The organism is Nocardia sp. NPDC004604, assembly GCF_040609795.1.
In the GTDB taxonomy this organism is placed as follows: domain Bacteria; phylum Actinomycetota; class Actinomycetes; order Mycobacteriales; family Mycobacteriaceae; genus Nocardia.
On sequence record NZ_JBEXLC010000056.1, the window covers coordinates 1 to 16,881 of the forward strand.

General features: G+C 65.9%; 14 protein-coding genes. 7 read left to right on the top strand and 7 right to left on the bottom strand.

Going from position 1 to position 16,881, the window contains the following annotated elements; translation table 11 throughout:
- A partial coding sequence (locus ABZW16_RS20975; protein ID WP_354957614.1) for an acyl-CoA carboxylase subunit beta occupies positions 1 to 1,491 on the bottom strand: 1,491 nt, incomplete at its 3' end.
- Between the two features lie 439 nt (positions 1,492 to 1,930).
- Between ABZW16_RS20975 and ABZW16_RS20980 the strand changes: the two genes are divergently transcribed.
- From ABZW16_RS20980 to ABZW16_RS20990, 3 genes are read left to right on the top strand one after another with little or no spacing between them, the layout of a single operon-like run.
- A complete protein-coding gene (locus ABZW16_RS20980) occupies positions 1,931 to 2,899 on the top strand; it encodes a transcriptional regulator (RefSeq protein WP_354957615.1) in 969 nt (322 codons plus the stop codon).
- 48 nt (positions 2,900 to 2,947) lie between these two features.
- Positions 2,948 to 3,898: an acyl-ACP desaturase gene (locus tag ABZW16_RS20985; protein WP_354957616.1), complete on the top strand. Its 951-nt coding sequence runs from the start codon at positions 2,948 to 2,950 to the stop codon at positions 3,896 to 3,898.
- Complete coding sequence (locus ABZW16_RS20990; RefSeq protein ID WP_354957617.1) at positions 3,895 to 4,920, top strand: alpha/beta hydrolase family protein; 1,026 nt, start codon at positions 3,895 to 3,897, stop codon at positions 4,918 to 4,920. Before ABZW16_RS20985 ends, ABZW16_RS20990 begins: the two co-directional genes overlap by 4 nt.
- A 312-nt stretch (positions 4,921 to 5,232) precedes the next feature.
- Here the strand turns inward: ABZW16_RS20990 and ABZW16_RS20995 are convergent, their stop codons facing one another.
- Positions 5,233 to 5,871, bottom strand: coding sequence for an MspA family porin (locus ABZW16_RS20995; RefSeq protein ID WP_354957618.1), 639 nt, complete (start codon positions 5,869 to 5,871; stop codon positions 5,233 to 5,235).
- 532 nt (positions 5,872 to 6,403) lie between these two features.
- On the opposite strand from ABZW16_RS20995, the gene ABZW16_RS21000 reads away from it, so the two are divergent.
- Positions 6,404 to 6,847 carry a YbaK/EbsC family protein gene (locus ABZW16_RS21000; protein WP_354957619.1) on the top strand — a complete coding sequence of 148 codons (444 nt, stop codon included), beginning with the start codon at positions 6,404 to 6,406 and terminating at the stop codon, positions 6,845 to 6,847.
- Positions 6,848 to 7,107: 260 nt separating this feature from the next.
- Here the strand turns inward: ABZW16_RS21000 and ABZW16_RS21005 are convergent, their stop codons facing one another.
- From ABZW16_RS21005 to ABZW16_RS21020, 4 genes are all read right to left on the bottom strand, one after another.
- Positions 7,108 to 7,914, bottom strand: coding sequence for a hypothetical protein (locus tag ABZW16_RS21005; RefSeq protein WP_354957620.1), 807 nt, complete (start codon positions 7,912 to 7,914; stop codon positions 7,108 to 7,110).
- A 66-nt stretch (positions 7,915 to 7,980) separates the two neighbouring features.
- A complete protein-coding gene (locus tag ABZW16_RS21010) occupies positions 7,981 to 8,394 on the bottom strand; it encodes a helix-turn-helix transcriptional regulator (RefSeq protein WP_354957621.1) in 414 nt (137 codons plus the stop codon).
- 174 nt (positions 8,395 to 8,568) lie between these two features.
- Positions 8,569 to 9,036 carry a hypothetical protein gene (locus ABZW16_RS21015; RefSeq protein WP_354957622.1) on the bottom strand — a complete coding sequence of 156 codons (468 nt, stop codon included), beginning with the start codon at positions 9,034 to 9,036 and terminating at the stop codon, positions 8,569 to 8,571.
- Positions 9,037 to 9,889: 853 nt separating this feature from the next.
- Positions 9,890 to 12,733 carry a discoidin domain-containing protein gene (locus ABZW16_RS21020; protein WP_354957623.1) on the bottom strand — a complete coding sequence of 948 codons (2,844 nt, stop codon included), beginning with the start codon at positions 12,731 to 12,733 and terminating at the stop codon, positions 9,890 to 9,892.
- Between the two features lie 65 nt (positions 12,734 to 12,798).
- Here ABZW16_RS21020 and ABZW16_RS21025 point away from each other — a divergent pair, with 65 nt between their 5' ends.
- Entirely contained in the window at positions 12,799 to 13,842 is a 1,044-nt protein-coding gene (locus ABZW16_RS21025) for an LLM class flavin-dependent oxidoreductase (RefSeq protein ID WP_354957624.1), read from the top strand.
- 178 nt (positions 13,843 to 14,020) lie between these two features.
- Here ABZW16_RS21025 and ABZW16_RS21030 read toward each other — a convergent pair whose 3' ends face one another.
- Positions 14,021 to 14,464, bottom strand: coding sequence for an NUDIX hydrolase (locus ABZW16_RS21030; RefSeq protein WP_354957625.1), 444 nt, complete (start codon positions 14,462 to 14,464; stop codon positions 14,021 to 14,023).
- A gap of 693 nt (positions 14,465 to 15,157) precedes the next feature.
- Here ABZW16_RS21030 and ABZW16_RS21035 point away from each other — a divergent pair.
- Both ABZW16_RS21035 and ABZW16_RS21040 read left to right on the top strand, forming a co-directional pair.
- A complete protein-coding gene (locus tag ABZW16_RS21035; protein WP_354957626.1) occupies positions 15,158 to 15,577 on the top strand; it encodes a YciI family protein in 420 nt (139 codons plus the stop codon).
- A 15-nt stretch (positions 15,578 to 15,592) separates the two neighbouring features.
- Positions 15,593 to 16,870: a sigma-70 family RNA polymerase sigma factor gene (locus ABZW16_RS21040; protein ID WP_354957627.1), complete on the top strand. Its 1,278-nt coding sequence runs from the start codon at positions 15,593 to 15,595 to the stop codon at positions 16,868 to 16,870.
- Positions 16,871 to 16,881 lie beyond the last annotated feature (11 nt).

Consider the following 16,881-nt stretch of genomic DNA (forward strand, 5'->3'; position numbering starts at 1 on the left):
GGTGCCGAGGCCCTGCTTGGCGCCCTCGGGGGCGGGCGCGCCGAATAGCACGGGATGGAAGCTGCCCCGGGCGACGGCCGCGGTCCACGGGGTGGCCACGGTGGCGTTGTAGAAGTCGATCATCTGCTGACGCACCGTGGCGCGCTGGTCGGCCGGGGTCGCCTCGAGCTGTCGGCGACCGATGATGCCCACCATGCTCTCCGCGCCCATTACCGCGATCTGAGCGGTCGGCCAGGCCAGGGCGAGGTCGGCGCCGAGCGGCTTGCAGCCCATTACCGCGTAGCCGCCGCCGTAGGCCTTGCGCGTCACGATCGACACGATCGGCACCGTGGCCTCGATCACCGAGCGGAAGAATCGGCCACCGCGCTTGATCACCCCGTTGCGTTCCTCCTCGAGCCCGGGCAGCACGCCGGGGGTGTCGACGACGAAGATGACCGGCAGGCCGAAGGCGTCGCACAGGCGGATGAAATACGCCGCCTTGTCCGAGCACAGTCCGTCCAGCGCGCCGCCGAGCACCTGCGGCTGATTGGCGACCACACCGACGCTGCGGCCGTCGACCCGGGCGAAGCCGGTGATCAGATTCTGGGCGGTACCCGCGCTGATCTCGTGGAAGTCGCCGTCGTCGAAGATGCGCAGCAGCACCTCGTGCATGTCGTAGCCGGACCGGGCCGAATCCGGGATGATCGAGTTCAGTTCCAGATCGTGGCTGGTGAGCTCCGGCTCCAGGCCCGGATTCACCACCGGAGCCTGCTCGAGGCAGCTCGACGGCAGGTAGCTCAGATAGGTGCGAACCCAGTCGAAGGCCGCCTGCTCATCGGCGGCGACGTGGTGCACCGTGCCATTGGCCTGCAGGGCGGCGGCGCCGCCGAGATCGTCGGCGCTGACCACCTCGCCGGTGACGCCCTTGATCACCTCCGGACCGGTGACGAACATATAGGACTTCTCGGTCGCGACCAGCACATCCATATTGACCGGGCCGTACACCGAACCGGCCGCGCATTTGCCGAGCATGACCGCGACCATCGGCACGAAACCGGACAGATCCTCCTGGCGTCGGCACATCAGCGCGTACCAGGCCAGCGAGGTCACCGCCTCTTGGATGCGGGCGCCGCCGGAATCGTTGATCGAGACCACCGGGCAGGCGTTCTCCTGGGCGAACTCCATTGCGGCGGCGACCTTTCGGCCGAACATCTCGCCGACCGAACCGCCGTGCACCGTCTGATCGTGGGCGATGACGACGACCGGCCTGCCGTCGATATAGCCGCGGCCGGTGACCACGCCGTCGCCGTACATGCCGTCGGTGCTGCCGGGCTGGCGCATCAGCGCGCCCATTTCCACGAAGGAGCCCTTGTCGAGCAGCATCCGCACGCGCTCGCGGGCGCTGGGTATGCCCTTCTTCTTGCGCTTCGCGATGCCGGTCTCGCCTGCGGGCTCCTCGGCGAGCTCCAGGACGTCGCGGAGTTCCTCCAGCTTTTCTCGCGTACCGCTCATATGGGGTTCATCCTTCGAACTCGTCGCCAGTTGCACCGCCCGGGTTCACCGAACTGAGGCAAGGCGGTCGATGCTATCGGGCAGATGACCCGTAGCACAGGGATCCACTTTAGCCATGGGAGAGCTCACAGGTTCGGTCGGTGTGCTCTGGTTTGAACCACCGGTGTCTGGGTACTGCGCGCTGCCATGCCGATGCCGTCGGTAGATCGCCGCCGGGCGTTACAGCGGTGGTCGCGGTGCGCCACCCGTGCGCCAGCGGACCGGCGGTGGGCGGATCCGGCTGTCGCAATCTGATCATCCGGATGACCGGAATATTGCAACCGAGAATCCGCCCGCTGCTTGTGATTTCACCCAAGGCGGTCGGTACCAAGTGATGACTTTCCCAATTATCGGGCCGGATATGCGATTTCGGTGGGAACCCGGCTAGCCTTTCATAGTCATGGTGGGCAAACAGGCCGGTTCGGGCACCAAGACCTTGGAAGCAAAACTGGTCGAGCATTTGACTTTTCAGGCTCGGCGCGCACGTCGCGAAGATCTCGGTACTATCACGCGCGCCTGTTTGGTGGAGGCTGCGCGGATGCTGGAGGCGCGGTTGATTCCGGTGGCACAGCCAGCGGCGATTGCCGGATCGGCTGCGCGCTGGGCGCGTGAGGGGATAGCACTGGAAACCGTGCTCGACGCGTATCACGACGGGGTCCGCCTCGGTTTGGAATTCCTGTCCGAGCAGGCCGCAGGGGAAGATGCCGCTGCGGTGGCGGCGGCGGCCGGGCTGATCGTGCGGGTGCTGGAAACCGTGACGACGGCGACGCTGACGGCCTATCTCGATGAACATCGCCAGGTCGCGCGCGAGCAGCAGACCGCGGCGCAGACGCTGGTATCGGCGCTGCTCAGCGGGCACGGCGTCGCGCACCTGGCGCGCCGGGCCGGAATCAGTGTGGCCGCGTCGTACCAGGTCGTGGCCCTCGCGATTCCCGCGCATCCGGATGAGCGAAGACCCGGCATGGGCGCGCCGTCAGCGGCGCGTCGGAAGCTGCGCCGCGTTCAGGCGGCGCTGGCGACTCCGCTCGGTTCCCGGGCACTGTCGCTGCTGTCCGATGAGGGCGGCACGGTCCTGATTCCGATCGACGAGGTCTCGGCCATGACCTCGCTCGCACTCACCCCCGAGGTGCTCGAGCTGATCGGCGAGGCCGCCGAGGTTCCGCTGACCGCGGTGGTGACCTCTGGCGATGCCAGCCGGATTCCCGAACTGGCCGGGCTGGTCCAGGAGTTGCTCGCCCGACTGCAGGCCGATGGCCGACCGCCGGGGCTCTACCGACTGGCCGATCTGCCCGATTATGACGGGCTCCAGCAGGCCCGCCGCCCGGTCGTCAGCTCGCCCAATGATCACCGAATCACCCGTTCGGCCTGACCGAACGCCCTTGATCTGCGGTTCCGGGGTGTGAACGAAGGAGTACGTATGCCGACCACGCTGACCGATCTCGATACTGTGCGCGAACTCGAGCCCGTCGCTGAACGCCATCTCGAAGAGCATCTGCGCAAGGCCAAGGCCTGGCATCCGCAGGATTATGTGCCGTGGGACGACTGTCGGAATTCCGCGGCCATGAGCGGTGTCGATTGGGAGCCGGGACAATCCGAGCTGTCCGAGGTCGCCCGCACCGCGATGGTCACCAACTTGCTCACCGAGGACAATCTGCCCTCCTATCACCGGGAGATCTCGGAGTCGTTCTCCTTGGACGGGGTCTGGGGCACCTGGGTGGGGTGCTGGACCGCAGCGGAGAATCGTCATGCGATTGTCATGTGCGATTATCTGGTGGTCGCTCGCGCGGTCGACCCGGTGACCCTGGAGCAGGTCAGAATGGCGCATATGACGACGGGTGTCGCGAAACCTGTGAAGGGACAGCAGTTCCTGCGATCTGGCGCATATGTGACGCAACAGGAACTGGCGACCAGGTTAAGTCACAGAAATACCGGCGCGGCCTGTAATGAGCCCATCGCCGAGCGTATGCTGCAACGAATTGCCGACGACGAAAAGCTGCAGATGATCTTCTCTCGCAACCTCAGTGCCGCCGCCCTCGACCTGACGCCGAACCAGACCCTGCGCGCGTTCACCGATATCGTCACCCTGTTCCAGATACCCGGACTCACCCAGCCGAACTTCCGGCGAAATGCCGTGGTACTGGCCGAATACGGCATCTGCGATCTGCGCCAGCATCTCGACGGTGTGCTGCGCCCGGTGCTGCGCGCCTGGAATGTCTTCGAGCGCACCGACCTATCCGACGACGGCGAACGCGCCCGCGATGAAATCGCAGCCTACTTCGATGAGTTGACGCTCAGGGCAACGTGTTTCGAGGAGCAGCGCGACCGCGCCGCAGCCGGACATGCCGAGCGAGCCGGCGTCGCGCCATGAGTCTTCGAGCACCGATCACCGCGGCGGCGATGGCCCTCATCGCCGTGGTGGGGGCGGCGCCCGCGCTTGCGGATCCACCCGTAACACCGCCGCCGCCGGTGGATCCCGCCATGACCCGGACCGGCACCATCGCTATCGAGACTGTCGGCCCACGCCACGAACGCTTTTCGATCGCCTCGGCCGCCATGCGCCGGGTCATTACGGTGGATGTGCTGCGTGGCAGCGGTTCCGGGCCGCATCCGCTGTTATATCTGCTGGACGGCGTTGACGGCGAGCAGATCTCGGGGTGGCTCAGCAAAGGTCAAGCGGCGGAGTACTTCGCCGATAAGCCCGTCGATGTGGTCTTGACCAGCGGCGGCACCGGGAGCATGTACAGCGACTGGATGCGTCGCGACGCGAATCTCGGACTCAATCGGTGGGAAACGTTTCTCACCACGGAACTGCCGCCGATCGTCGAGTCGTATCTGAGAACCGATGGGCGGCGCGCGATCGCGGGCGTATCGATGGGCGCGCAGGCGGCCATAATGCTGGCCCAGCGGTATCCGGGTCGATACCGCGCGGTCGCGGGGATGAGTGGATGCTATTCCACCGCGGACGAACTCGGCCGCGCCGTCACCACCATCACGGTCGCCTCGCGCGGCGGCAATGTCGAAAACCTCTGGGGCCCACCCGATTCGCCGGAGTGGGGTGCGCACGATAGCGTGCTCGGGGCGGCCGATCTGCGGGGTACGTCGATCTATCTCTCCGCGGCGACCGGCCTGCCGACCGACGCCGATCTCGTCGCCGTATCGCATGCGCCGAACCTCGTCGAAGCCCTGCGGACGGCGGGTGGGGGACTCGCGCTCGAGGCCGGTGCGCGGCTGTGCACCGAACGCTTCGCCGCTCGACTCGCCGAGCTGAAGATTCCCGCCACCTTCGACTACGCCCCGGCGGGCATGCACACCTGGCCCGATTTCGAGGCGCAACTCCCGCGTGCCTGGCGCGTGCTCGCCCCGGCGCTCGGGCTGCCCGAGCCGCACTGATCCGCGCGACCCGGTGCCGAGCAGATCGTCGCGACCTGGTGCCGGCAGATCGTCGCCACCGCGAACAGCCTCATCGAAAGTGCCGATAAGAGGGTCACTTTCACCGCGCGCCCGCAGGTCGATGCGGCCGCCGTCGAACACCAGGTGTGCGACGGCACAGTGGATGTGGGGCTGGTGCCCGCGGCGGGTGGCGGCTGTTCGGCATGTCCATCGCGCAGAGCGTGGTCGAGGAGAAGATCTACCGTCGCTCGCTGATGCAAACCCAAGGGCGCCTGACGATTCGGCAGGTGCTGAAGGTGCAGGACTGAGGATTCACAGCACGATGGGGTCGCCGTAGCTGGCGCCGCTGGCGTCCACCGCCGCCGATTCGGCGGTGACCCTCGCGTACGCGCGGATGGTCAGCGCGCCACCGCAGCCGGATACCTGGATGTGGAAGTCTCGGCTGACCATGGTGCCGAGGGTGTCCGGTTGGAGTTTCTTGGTGCCGACTGCGATATCGGCGATTTTGCCCGGGGACATGGTCAGGTCGGCACCGAGCCCGCCGCTGAGGTCGGGGATGACATTGATATCGATGCTCGGCGTCAGCGAACCTGGCGAGATGTCGAGTCCGAGGTCCAGATTGGCATCGGCCTGGAGTTTGGTTTGGAGCTCGGCCTTGGGGTCGAGGTCCACCGCGCATGCTACGTAGTACCCGGATGTCAGTGTGCCGGAATCAGAACCCGAGATCTGGCCGTAGAAGTCGGTGTCCAGCAACACTTCCCGGTTGGTCGGCATGCCGTTCAGTGCGGTGAGTGGATGGGCATCGATGTCGCGCTGGCCGACGGTGAATTGCATTGTGCCGGAAACGGAGTAGATCTTCTCATGGGCGGCCGCGGCGTGCGCGAACGGGGCGGTGGTGACCGCGCAGCCCACCATCGTCAGGGCGGCGATCAGAACACACTTCCGGTACATCGTTCTCCATGCTCTCGGTGGCCGTACCCGGGCGCGCGGACGGCGATGGCTGCGTTCCCGGGCAGGATTCGGCGGCCCAGGACTGAGCCGTAGCGAGCGTGTCCGCTGAACCTCAGAGCTAGCTGGGACGCGGCTGGGAACTACCCGAATGCGCTGGCGCGGTAGGGGTTCGCCCCAGCGGGTCCGCGCCGGTGCCACCGACACCGCCGCGCGCCTGGCCTCCGCTATCGGCGCAACCGCGCTCGGCTGGCAATGCCGTCATCGCGGCATCGCACATCCCGCTTTTGATAGCACGGCTACGCTTGGCGCCCCTGGTACCGGTGGTGGCGGTAATACTTGCGGGATGCGGCGCACCGGATCGAACTTTCCGATCCCGTGCCGCGGTTTGTGTGGCGGCATTCGGCCATGAATTCGAGCCGGCGGCGCCTGCCTCGTCGAGGCATATCAGGGCTAGCATGAAGAAATAGGGCCGCCGGTTCGAAAGTGCTGCCAACCAGCCAGTGGAGGTTCCGTCATGCCCATATCACCCACCGTGGACACCTGCCTACGCAACGCAGGTGTCGAGTTCGACGTCGTGCGGCATCCGCACAGCCACAGCAGCACCGAGACAGCCGCAACCGCGGCTATCCCCGGCGACCGACTCGCCAAGACGATCCTGCTCGAAGACGAGCAAGGCTACGTCGGTGCCGTGCTGCCTTCCACTCATCACCTGCGGTTGTCAGAACTGTGGGACCACACCGGACGGCGTTTATCGCTGGCCAACGAGTCCGACATCCGCGCAGTCTTCAAAGACTGTGAACTCGGCGCCATCCCTCCGGTCTGCACTGCCTACGGCATGAAGACACTGATGGATGACAGCCTGAGCACACAACCCGACATCTACTTCGAGGCCGGTGACCACGAGACGCTCATCCACATGCGTACCGAGCAGTTCATGCGCTTGATGCAACAGGCAGAAACGGGACACTTCTCCTAGACGAGTAAGTCCGAAGCCCGGTCACTGGTCGTAGGCGATCAGTGACCGGGTCGCTGGTGCGCGTCGCGACTTCCTCGAAGCTGCGTCCGGTGTGATCCCTGGCCTTTGCGGGTGTCGTTGACCGACTCGATCAGCTGCCGCACCTGCTTCAGCAGCGCCTCACCGAACGGGCTTTCTCATCCTTGCGCGACTCGGTAGCGCATGTGGCGGCAGAACACGAGAGGGCAAGCTCGACAACACGTTTCGCCGAAATTGCCGGATCACCTGGTGATATTGCTGATGCAATTGCCTTCCGAACCGTAATCCACCGTGAAGACCGCAGGCTGATTGACACCGGCAGAATTCGTCACCGGTACGGTCACCTCGTGCTTGGGCGCCTGCGGATCGGGGCTCGCCAACGTCCGCGAGCTCATCTCGCCCTCGAGAAAGCCGGTGCTGCCCGAGAGCATGTCCGGATTGTTGTCCACGGCTGATCCGGCGCAGGCCAGACGGTATTTACTCTCGATATCGTCCTGATTCACCGGCTTTCCGATGACTCGGGACAGATAACGGCGGACAACATACCGAGCATCACCATCTGTCAAAGTGTCACGCGCTCCGGTTGCGTACACCCTCGGACACGCGTACCCGGACGCGATTTCGCTGCGCCGCAAACTCACCGTCCGCACCGGCCCCTTCCAGAGCACCGCAAATTGTCCGTCGGCGCCGGGCTGCGCGAGCGCAGCCAGAATACCGTCCTTATCCGCGTACATGGCTCGGGCATTGGACGGTTCAATCGTCCAGCAGTTACCAACCAGACGGTCCATATCACCGCCCACCAGATCGTTCGCCCAGGGCTGCACCGCGCTGGCAGCCTTCGGATTGCCGGATACCTCACCGATCGGCACAGTCGCCGGCGACTGCCCCGATGCCGGGTGCTGCGATTCGCCCGATGTCGCGTCCTGATGCGATATCGGCTGCTTCGCGGAACTGTCTGTTTGTGCGTTGTCAGAGCCACACGCGGTCAGTACCGCACACGCAGTAGCGGCGGCCAGCACACACACAGCTCGCATCGTGATCTTGATCATGATCATGACACTAAGTACGCGAATCGCCAGGCAAAAGCCATACCTTTTCGGGGGTAGCCACGAAAGTTATGGGCTTTCGCGCGAAAACATGGTGTCGCGGTTCCGTGGTACGTGGCGGGCGGATGGGCGCTCGAGCTGTTCACCGAAGGTGCCGCTCGCGCACACCATGATCTCGAAATCGGGGTCCCAGAAGCCAGATTCGGCGAGATCGTCGTCGCGTTTCCGGGCTTCGAATGGGATGTGATCGCAGACGGACGAATCCTGCCGTTTCCGGCGGAAGCCGAGAAGCAGCATCAGACGTGCCTCCAGATCCACTTCGCGCAGATGTACTACCGTCCCCTTCTCGATCCGCTGCAGAGTGCTTGGGCTGCGCTGTATCAGGTCGGCCGCTTGCCTTAGCGTCAGTCCGCACTCCTCGCGACCGTTACGCAGATACATGCCCAGCTGTCGTCGCGCCACCGTCGACCCGTGCTCCGACATACCCGCCTCCCTCCAGGATCGATTGCGCCCAGCACGCCACGATGCAAGTTTGGCATGGACCAGCACGGCGGATTTTCATGCAATCGGCGCATAGTCCCAGGAAGAGTTGCATCCAAAGGTGATTTAGCAGCCCGGTGCGCAGCCTCGCCTGATTCGGGGCGTCCGAGACTGCCGCTAACTCGGGAGCGAGGTGGTTACGTTGCAGACGGTGTCATGGAGCAGCTTTGGCGCGATATCGAGCGGAATGTCGTACCAGAGGTCGAGTTCCAGGCGGTTGCCCGCGCCGATGTTGACCTCGGTCGGTTGGCGTTTGATCGCCATGGCGTCATTGCTGACCGGATGGGCGGCGTCGGCCGCGTCGGACAGCTGATAGTCGGTTGTTCGCGTGGTATGAAATGTGTTGTCGGTATTGGTGATCGCCACTCGAATGCGCACGAATTGGCCCTTCGGCAGCCATTCGGCGTGGGTGCCGAAGAGGTAGCCGTGGCCGGGTTCGACGATCAGGGCTTCGACGGTGAGCTTGGCGCAATCCGTTGGCGTGCGGACGTATTCGGTAGGCCTGACCGGCGGTGGAGTCGACGCCGGTGTCGGACCCGAGGCGCAGGCCGCAAGAAGGAGTAGAAGCGAAAGGAACCAGCGCACCAACTCAGGCTAATGCTCGTCCGTTCCGGGCGATCTGTGACAGCGAAAAGTGCCGCCCCCCAACGGCGTGTCGCTACCGCACCCGATGACCTACGAAACTTGCCGGTCTCAGGTGCCCAGCCCCCAGTCCTGGACCGGTGATCACCATGCGCTGGTGCAGGCAAACGTCGAGAGCGCACATGCGCCAGCGCATTCTCGTCGGGGTGTGGGCGTTGTGGCTGGGGGGTTGAGGATGGAGTATTGCGGTGCGGGATCTGACGCGCGGTTGCCGATGGGATCTATCTGGACGAGGCGCTGCGAACGGACCGGTTGTGCCGTGCACGGATTGTGTAGCGAGAACGATTGGGCGAGAGGGGCGCGCGGTGTCGAAGGGGAGGGGCACGCGATGAGTGAGGTGGCGAAGGCGCGGGCGAAGTGGGCGTGGGCCGGTCGGGAGGGTGCTGGCCGGGGTGTTGGGGCTGTTGTTCACCCTCGGGGCGCTGTTCGCGTTGCTGCAGCCGATCAATACGGTCGCGTATTACGTCGGTTATGGGGACACGGTGCGGGTACAGGTGACCAAGAGTTCGCGCGCGGGTGTATCGGGGCGGGGCGGCCAGCTGGGTGAAGGAGGGATCATCGGCTCCGGTCGCGAGGTGTGGTTGAGCGATGTGGGCGCCGGGGGGAGACCGTCAGTGCCCGAACGAAGCTCATCAATATCGGGGCCAAGCCATGGGTGTATCGGAACTCCGCCGAGGTGCTGAGCGATCTGCGCTGGCTGATCGGCTTCGTGGTCTTCGGAATCCCGGCTCTGATACTCGATTTCAGTGTCTATGTGAGATGGAAGCGGCGTGCTGTTCGGCAGGATTGATCCGGATTATGTTCGGGGACCGGAGATTTCGAGTTCGCGGATGCCGGGGTGCGTGGTCGGGTCGGTGGCCGTGAGTTCGAGGCGCACGTAGCGGGCCGAGATCGGGCTGGGCAGGGTCCCCGTTGTCGGATCCACGGTCACCGGAGTCCAGGCGTGTTCGTCCGCGGAGACGGTGAAAACGGTTGTGGCGCGGCCGGGTTCGGTCCAGTGCGGAACGATTCGATCGATGCGGGTGTCCTTCCCGAGGTCGACGGTGAGCGCACCCTGCGGTCCGTCGGGTGCCCAGCCGGTGGCAGTGCTGCCGTCGACTGCTGCGGCGGCGTATTTGCCGGGCTCGTCGGAGGTGGTCATGACCGGCTTGCAGCGGGCGAGATCGGCGGTCGGGGTCAGGTCCGGGCGTCGGGTGGTGAAGGTGGCGTCGTCGGCGAGCAGGCGAGTTTCGGACTCCGTACGGACCTGCATCGGTTGACCGTGTGTCAGCGTCAATTTTGTCTCGTCGGGTCCGATGACGGCATCGAAAGTCCGCCCCTGCCAGTGGATTCCACGGATCGTGAGGCCCTGGCTCAGCTCGGGTGGAAGCGTGGGGGCGATGCGGATGCCGTCGGTGTCGAAGCGCAGCCCGAGCAGTCCATTGGTGAAGGTTTGCAGGAAACCGCCCGCTGCGGTGACGAAGGTGAAGGCAGGTGCGCCCGCGAGCGGGTCCTTGGCTCCGACCTTCTCGCCACGCGCCTCGGCGAACTGTCCGAAGGGTGTGCGCACGAACGGACGTGCGGCGCGCTCGAGGTAGGTGTCGGCCGCACAGCCGGGGACGCCGATCTTCGCGGCGTCGATGGCGTGCACCGAATCGGTCATGGCCGGACCGTCGGGATCGGTTCGCTGCGAATAGTATTCGAGCACATGGGCCGCGACATCCGGCGGCATCGGCCAGTCCAGGGGATAGATCAGCAGGACGGTGTCGGCCTGTTTGATGGGCGCGCCGGTGTACCCGTCGAATTGGGCGAAGAGCCCTTGCGAGCTGTCGAACGGCATACGTAGGCGGTCGGCGATCGTGGTCCATTCGTGCGGGTGCCGTTCGCCGAGAATCTGGGCGGCCCGTACGGCATTACGCAGGGCGAGCGCGGCGACCGCATTGGTGTAGACCGCGTCGTTCACGCCGTTGCTGTATTCATCGGGGCCCGCGACATTGCGGATGGAGTAGCTGCCGTCGTCATTGCGAGTGACCCGCGAAGCCCAGAATTCGGCGACCTCGCGCATGATCGGCCAGCCGCGGGTGCGCAGGTAGTTGGTATCGCCGGTGGCGGTGAAGTACTGCCAGGCCGCGAGGGATATATCGCCCTGCAAATGGATTTGGGTCAGGCAGTGTGGCGGATCCCAGCTGTGGCATTCGTCGAGATCGCCGCGACTCGCGCTGGTCCACGGGTAGAACGCGCCGCGATAGCCGAGCCGCTGAGCGTTGGCTCGTGCGGCGGGCAAGGTCCGATAGCGGTACTCCACAATGGATTTCGCCAAGTGCGGCGAAAGTTGCAATAGCACTGGGAACATCCAGATGTCGGCGTCCCAGAACACCGCGCCCGCATAGTTGTCGCTGCTGAGCCCAACGGGTGAAATGCTGTTGTCCTGTCGGGAATTCGTATTCGAGTACAGCGAGTAGAGCGCGCCGCGCACCCAGGTCTGCACCTCCGGCTGACCGGGCACCTCGATATCACCGCGCCAACGCTCCCGCCACGCCGCGGACGTATCGGCGAGCAGTTCCGCCCATCCGGACCGAACGGCTCGCTGTGCGGCCTCGTATGCCGAAGCGGCCGGATCGGTTGCGGTGCGGGCGGTGTCGATGCCGATGAACTTCGTCACCTGGTACGTGTCGCCGTCTCGCACCGGAAATCGGACATCTTGGCGCGCACTGAGGTCGCGTGGCGGGGGCGTCGGCTCGATCCCCGACGACTGGATGCCCTGTCCGGGCCGCAGCACCGAGACGATATCGCCGCTGATATCGGTCCCATCGGTGCGGAAGCCGACCTCGATGGCATCGTCATCGCGGGCACCGGCACCGGTGCGGCTCAGCCGCCGAGCCCCCGCACCATCGATGAGATCGGAGACCACCAGCTCGCCCGACCAATGCGGAACGATGGTGAGATGGACCGCGCCGACGTGCTGATCGGCCCGATCGGTGAGCACGTCGTAGACCAGATCGGTGGCCTTACCGTCGGGCGCGGTCCAGGTCAGGCGGGTGTGGACCAGTCCACATCGCAGCAGCAGTGTCTGTTCGAAGTTGGTGATCTGGGTCGGGGGAGTGGCGGGTGAATAGGTCTGATCGCCGACGCCGACCAGCAGCCCGGACCAGTTCGGGATGGCCGCGGCGACCTCGCGGTTATCGGCGACGCCAGGTGTGTGCGCGTAGAGACCCGCGACGAAAGCGCCGTCGTATGCGGGCGTGTACAGCGGCCAGCCGGTTATTTCATCGGTCGCGGCATAGCCCATACCCCGTGGTGGAACGCGCAAGCCGAGATAGCCGTTGCCGACGAACGGGTGCGCGTCGATCGGCGCGTCCACCTGCGTATTCGATAGTGCCCATGCCGGGGACGATGCGACGGGATCACCTGGACACGCATCGCTCGACGCCTGATCGGTATGGCGCAGCGCGACGATCACCACCGTTGCCACCACCGCCAGAATGACGGCGAGCGCGATGCCCACCAGCGTGGTGCGACGGCTTGCTCCTTGGAACGACTTGACGATCCCCGACATTCGCGCCTCCACGGCGTGCGCCGACATTCGTGCCGAGCCGCGATACGCGCCGACTACCGCGGGACCGACCACCGGATTTCGCAGTTGCGGGACCCATTCTCGCATCCAGGGTGTGTTGTCCAGCTCACCGCGCGGCGGAATGCGCCCGAACCGGGCGTGTTGACACAGATATGACTTCGGGATTCGATGCGGTGCGGTTTTCGATTCTGGATCGTTCGCGTGTTCGACGCGGACAAAGCCATCCGGAGGCGCTGCGGGAGACCGTCGAATTTGCGCGGCTGGCCGAGGAGTGGGGCTATCACCGGTTCTGGGTGTCCGAACACCACAGTGTGCCCGGGGTCGCGGGTTCGGCCCCGACGGTGCTCGCGGCGGCGGTCGCGGCGGCGACATCCCGGATCAGGATCGGGACCGGCGGGGTAATGCTGCCGAACCATCAGCCGCTGGTGGTCGCCGAACAATTCGGGGTCTTGGAATCGCTGTATCCGGGGCGGGTCGATATGGGGCTCGGGCGCTCGGTCGGCTTCACCGATGGGGTGCGGCGCGCGCTCGGGCACGACAAGACCGACGCCGATGATTTCGATCGCCAGTTCACCGATGTGCTCGAGTATTTCGCGCGCGGTCGGTCGGGTGTGCATGCGTGGCCCGCGCAGGGGCTGCATGTGCCCGCATTCCTGCTGGCCACCGGATCGGGTGCGGAGCGAGCGGCACGGTTCGGGCTGCCGCTGGTGATCGCCTCGATCGCCGGGGTGGACCGCATGGTCGAGGCGATCGAGCGGTATCGAGCGGAATTCCGTCCGACGCCATGGGGTGCGCAGCCGTATGTCGTCGTCTCCGGGGCGGTGGTGATCGCCGATACGACCGAGCAGGCCCATCGACTATTGCTGCCGGAGGCATGGTCGGCCGCATATGCGCGCACGCGGGGCGAATTCCCGGTGCTCATCCCGCCCGCGGAAATCGAGTCGACACCGATGACCGAGCGGGAACGCCGGATCTTCGACGACGCGCTGCGCGACCACATCCACGGCACCGAGGATGAGGTCGCCGACGCGTTGCAGGCGTTGATAGCGCGCACCGGCGCGGACGAGATCCTGGTGCACACCAGCACCTACGACCGGGCCGCGCGGCTGGACTCCCATCGCCGACTCGCGCGGCTCACCGGGCTGTTCGATATCGCTCAATCCGTCACGGGGAAGCGGACTTCCACGGCGGCATAGCCGAAAGGGCTACGGCCGTACGATCCTGCGTCCAGCGCGATCGTCGCGGTGCGGCGGTACCGGTCGAGCGAGTCACCCGGCCACGGAATTCGATAGTGCTGGCCTGCAACGGCGGGATCGCCGAGCCAGCCGCTGAGGAATCCGGACCAGCGCGGAACACCAGAACCCCGGTGACCGCTCAGCCGTAGACGAGGTCCTTATAGGCTTGGAGGATTCCGCGGATCGACGGCGTCACGAGCAATTCGCCATCCAATGGCGCCCATTCGTAGCCAGCGTGTGCGCTGAGCAGAATTGGACCGGTGGCTGCCACGTCCACGGCGAAATGCAGGCGCCGGACCGGTTTTCCGGCCGGAGACAGGTAGTCGAAGTCGCCGATGTGGTGGGCGATTCCGGTGACGGTCAAACCGGTCTCCTCGCGGACTCCGCGAATCACCGCCGCGGCAACCGACTCGCCCGGTTCCACGGTGGCACCCGGAAGCTTGCGGGTGAGCGGGATCGGCCCCGTGCTGCGGGCCTCCAAAAGCAGTACTTCCCCGCCCCGGTCGACGATCGCACCGACTCGCAGCCCGAAACCGTCACGTTCGCCGCGCGGAAGCGCCTCGTCGAATATCGATACCGACATCGGTGGACTCACCAACCTTTGTTCGGGGCGGATGCGCCGCATCAACGTAGAGCAACCCCATCAATGTTATCGCGGCATAACCGCCACATGACAGCCGGTACCAGAAGTGCTCTCGTGCAGTAGATATCGCTCGATATCGACAGCGGTGCAGTTCCGGCCCTGCCGAACTGACCGAGGATGGATCGACCTCGGCGACGGGGGCCAACGGCGAGCGCAGCAGCGGCGATTCATCGACACCGGAACGGGAGCGCCGATCGGCGGGGAGGGGAGTAGCTCGGTGGCGGCGCGCATTGTGGCGCGGTAACGACGTCGGTTCCCTCGATGCCGCCGACGTGGTGGACGTCACCAGCGCGTAGCCGATAGAGCGGGCGGTCTTTGGCGTGAAGCGTTGCGCGCGAACATGATGCGACCAGCGCGATGGCTCCGGTATCGTCCTGCACCCGAGATCGAACCCGGATCACGCTGGCCACGGACCTGCACCCGTGCCGCCATGAGCGAGGACCCGGCGGCGGGCCACTGTCCGGTTTGCCGCTGTTGTGCGAGAACGGACCTACCGGCGAATTCCGGTCCTGGGATGACATGGTCGTGCGCTGGTAAAGAATTTGTCGGCGGCATGTCGATCTATGACGTTCCCCGTTCGACTCAGGGATGAGAGGGTCCGAGCGGGACCCGGATACTCGAGGAGACAGAACCATGAAGTACATGCTGATCTGGCGCGCCACCGACGAGGCCTACGCGGGGATGGCGAGTATCGACTTCGACAAGATGCTCGAGACCGTCGGTCGGTACAACGAGGAGATGATCCGGGCGGGCGTGCTGGTCGCCGCCGAGGGCCTCGACGATGCCGGCGATGGCGTGGTCGTCGACTATTCCGCCGAGACGCCCGTGGTCACCGACGGGCCGTACGGCGAGACCAAGGAGCTGTTCGGCGGGTTCTACATTCTCAACGTGGCATCGAAGGAGGAAGCCGTGGAGTGGGCAAAGCGGTCGCCGATCACCGGTTCCGGCTTCAAGACCGAGATCCGCCGGGTCACCACGATCGATGAGTTCCCGCAGGACAACGAGTGGGTCCAAAAGGAGCGGGCGTGGCGGGAAGCGACCGGTCAGCTCTGACCGGATCCAACGGCGATGGCTGATCACACCGGCCGTGCGGCCGTCGCCGCCATCTGGCGGATCGAGTCGGCGCGGATCGTCGGTGCACTCGCGCGGTACACCGGCGATTTCGCGCTTGCCGAGGACCTCGCCCAGGAGGCGCTGGCCGAGGCCCTGGTGACCTGGCCACGTGACGGCGCACCCCGCAACCCGGCCGGGTGGCTGCTCACCGTCGGCCGGCGTCGCGCCATCGACGCATTCCGTCGGCGCTCCGCCCTCGACGAGAGATATGCCGTCCTGGCCCGTGATCTGGACGAGGGCGGTGTGGTCTCCGGGAGCGAACCCACCCGCGCGGCCGAGGACATGCTCTGGGATCCGGACCGGATCGATGACGACGTGCTCGCGTTGATGTTCATCTCCTGCCACCCCGTGCTGTCCCGGGAGGCGAGGCTGGCGCTCACCCTACGGGTGGTCGGCGGTCTGACGAGCGATGAGATCGCCAAGGCGTTCCTGGTGCCGACCGCCACCGTGCAGGCCCGGATCACCCGCGCGAAGAAGACCCTGGCGGCGGCCCGGGTGCCCTTCGAGGTGCCGTCGGCCCAAGAGCGGACCGAGCGCCTCGGCTCGGTGCTCAATGTGATCTATCTGATCTTCACCGAAGGTTCCTCGGCCAGCTCCGGTGACGAGCTGATCCGATTCGATATCGCGGGCGAGGCCCAGCGCCTCGCGCGGGTGCTGGCCCGGCTGATGCCGAGCGAGCCCGAGGTCTACGGTCTGCTCGCGCTGCTCGAACTGACCGCGGCGCGCTTCCCGGCCCGCACCGGACCGGACGGCGAGCCGGTGTTATTGGAGCAGCAGGACCGCCGCCGCTGGGACCGCGCCGCGATCCGCCGGGGGCGGGCTGCCCTGGCCCGCGCGGAGCAGGTCGGCCGTGGTCTCGCGGCCTACGGCTTGCAGGCGGCGATTGCCGAATGCCATGCCGTCGCAGCCAGCGTCGAGGCGACGAACTGGGAGCGGATCGTGCTCATTTACGAGGCGCTGGGCAGACTGGCTCCGTCGCCGGTGGTCGACCTCAATCGGGCGGTGGCGGTCTCCATGGCACAGGGACCGGCGGCAGCGCTGCCGATCGTGGACAGGTTGGTGGCGGCTGCGCCGCTGTCGAATTCGCATCTGCTGCCGAGCGTTCGCGGTGAGCTGCTCACCCGCCTGGGACGCACCGATGAGGCGCGCACCGAACTGGAGCGGGCGGCACAGCTGTGCGGCAACGAGCGCGAGCGGGCGGTGCTGCGCCGCAAGCTCGCCGAGCTCGGCTGACGGTGGGCGGT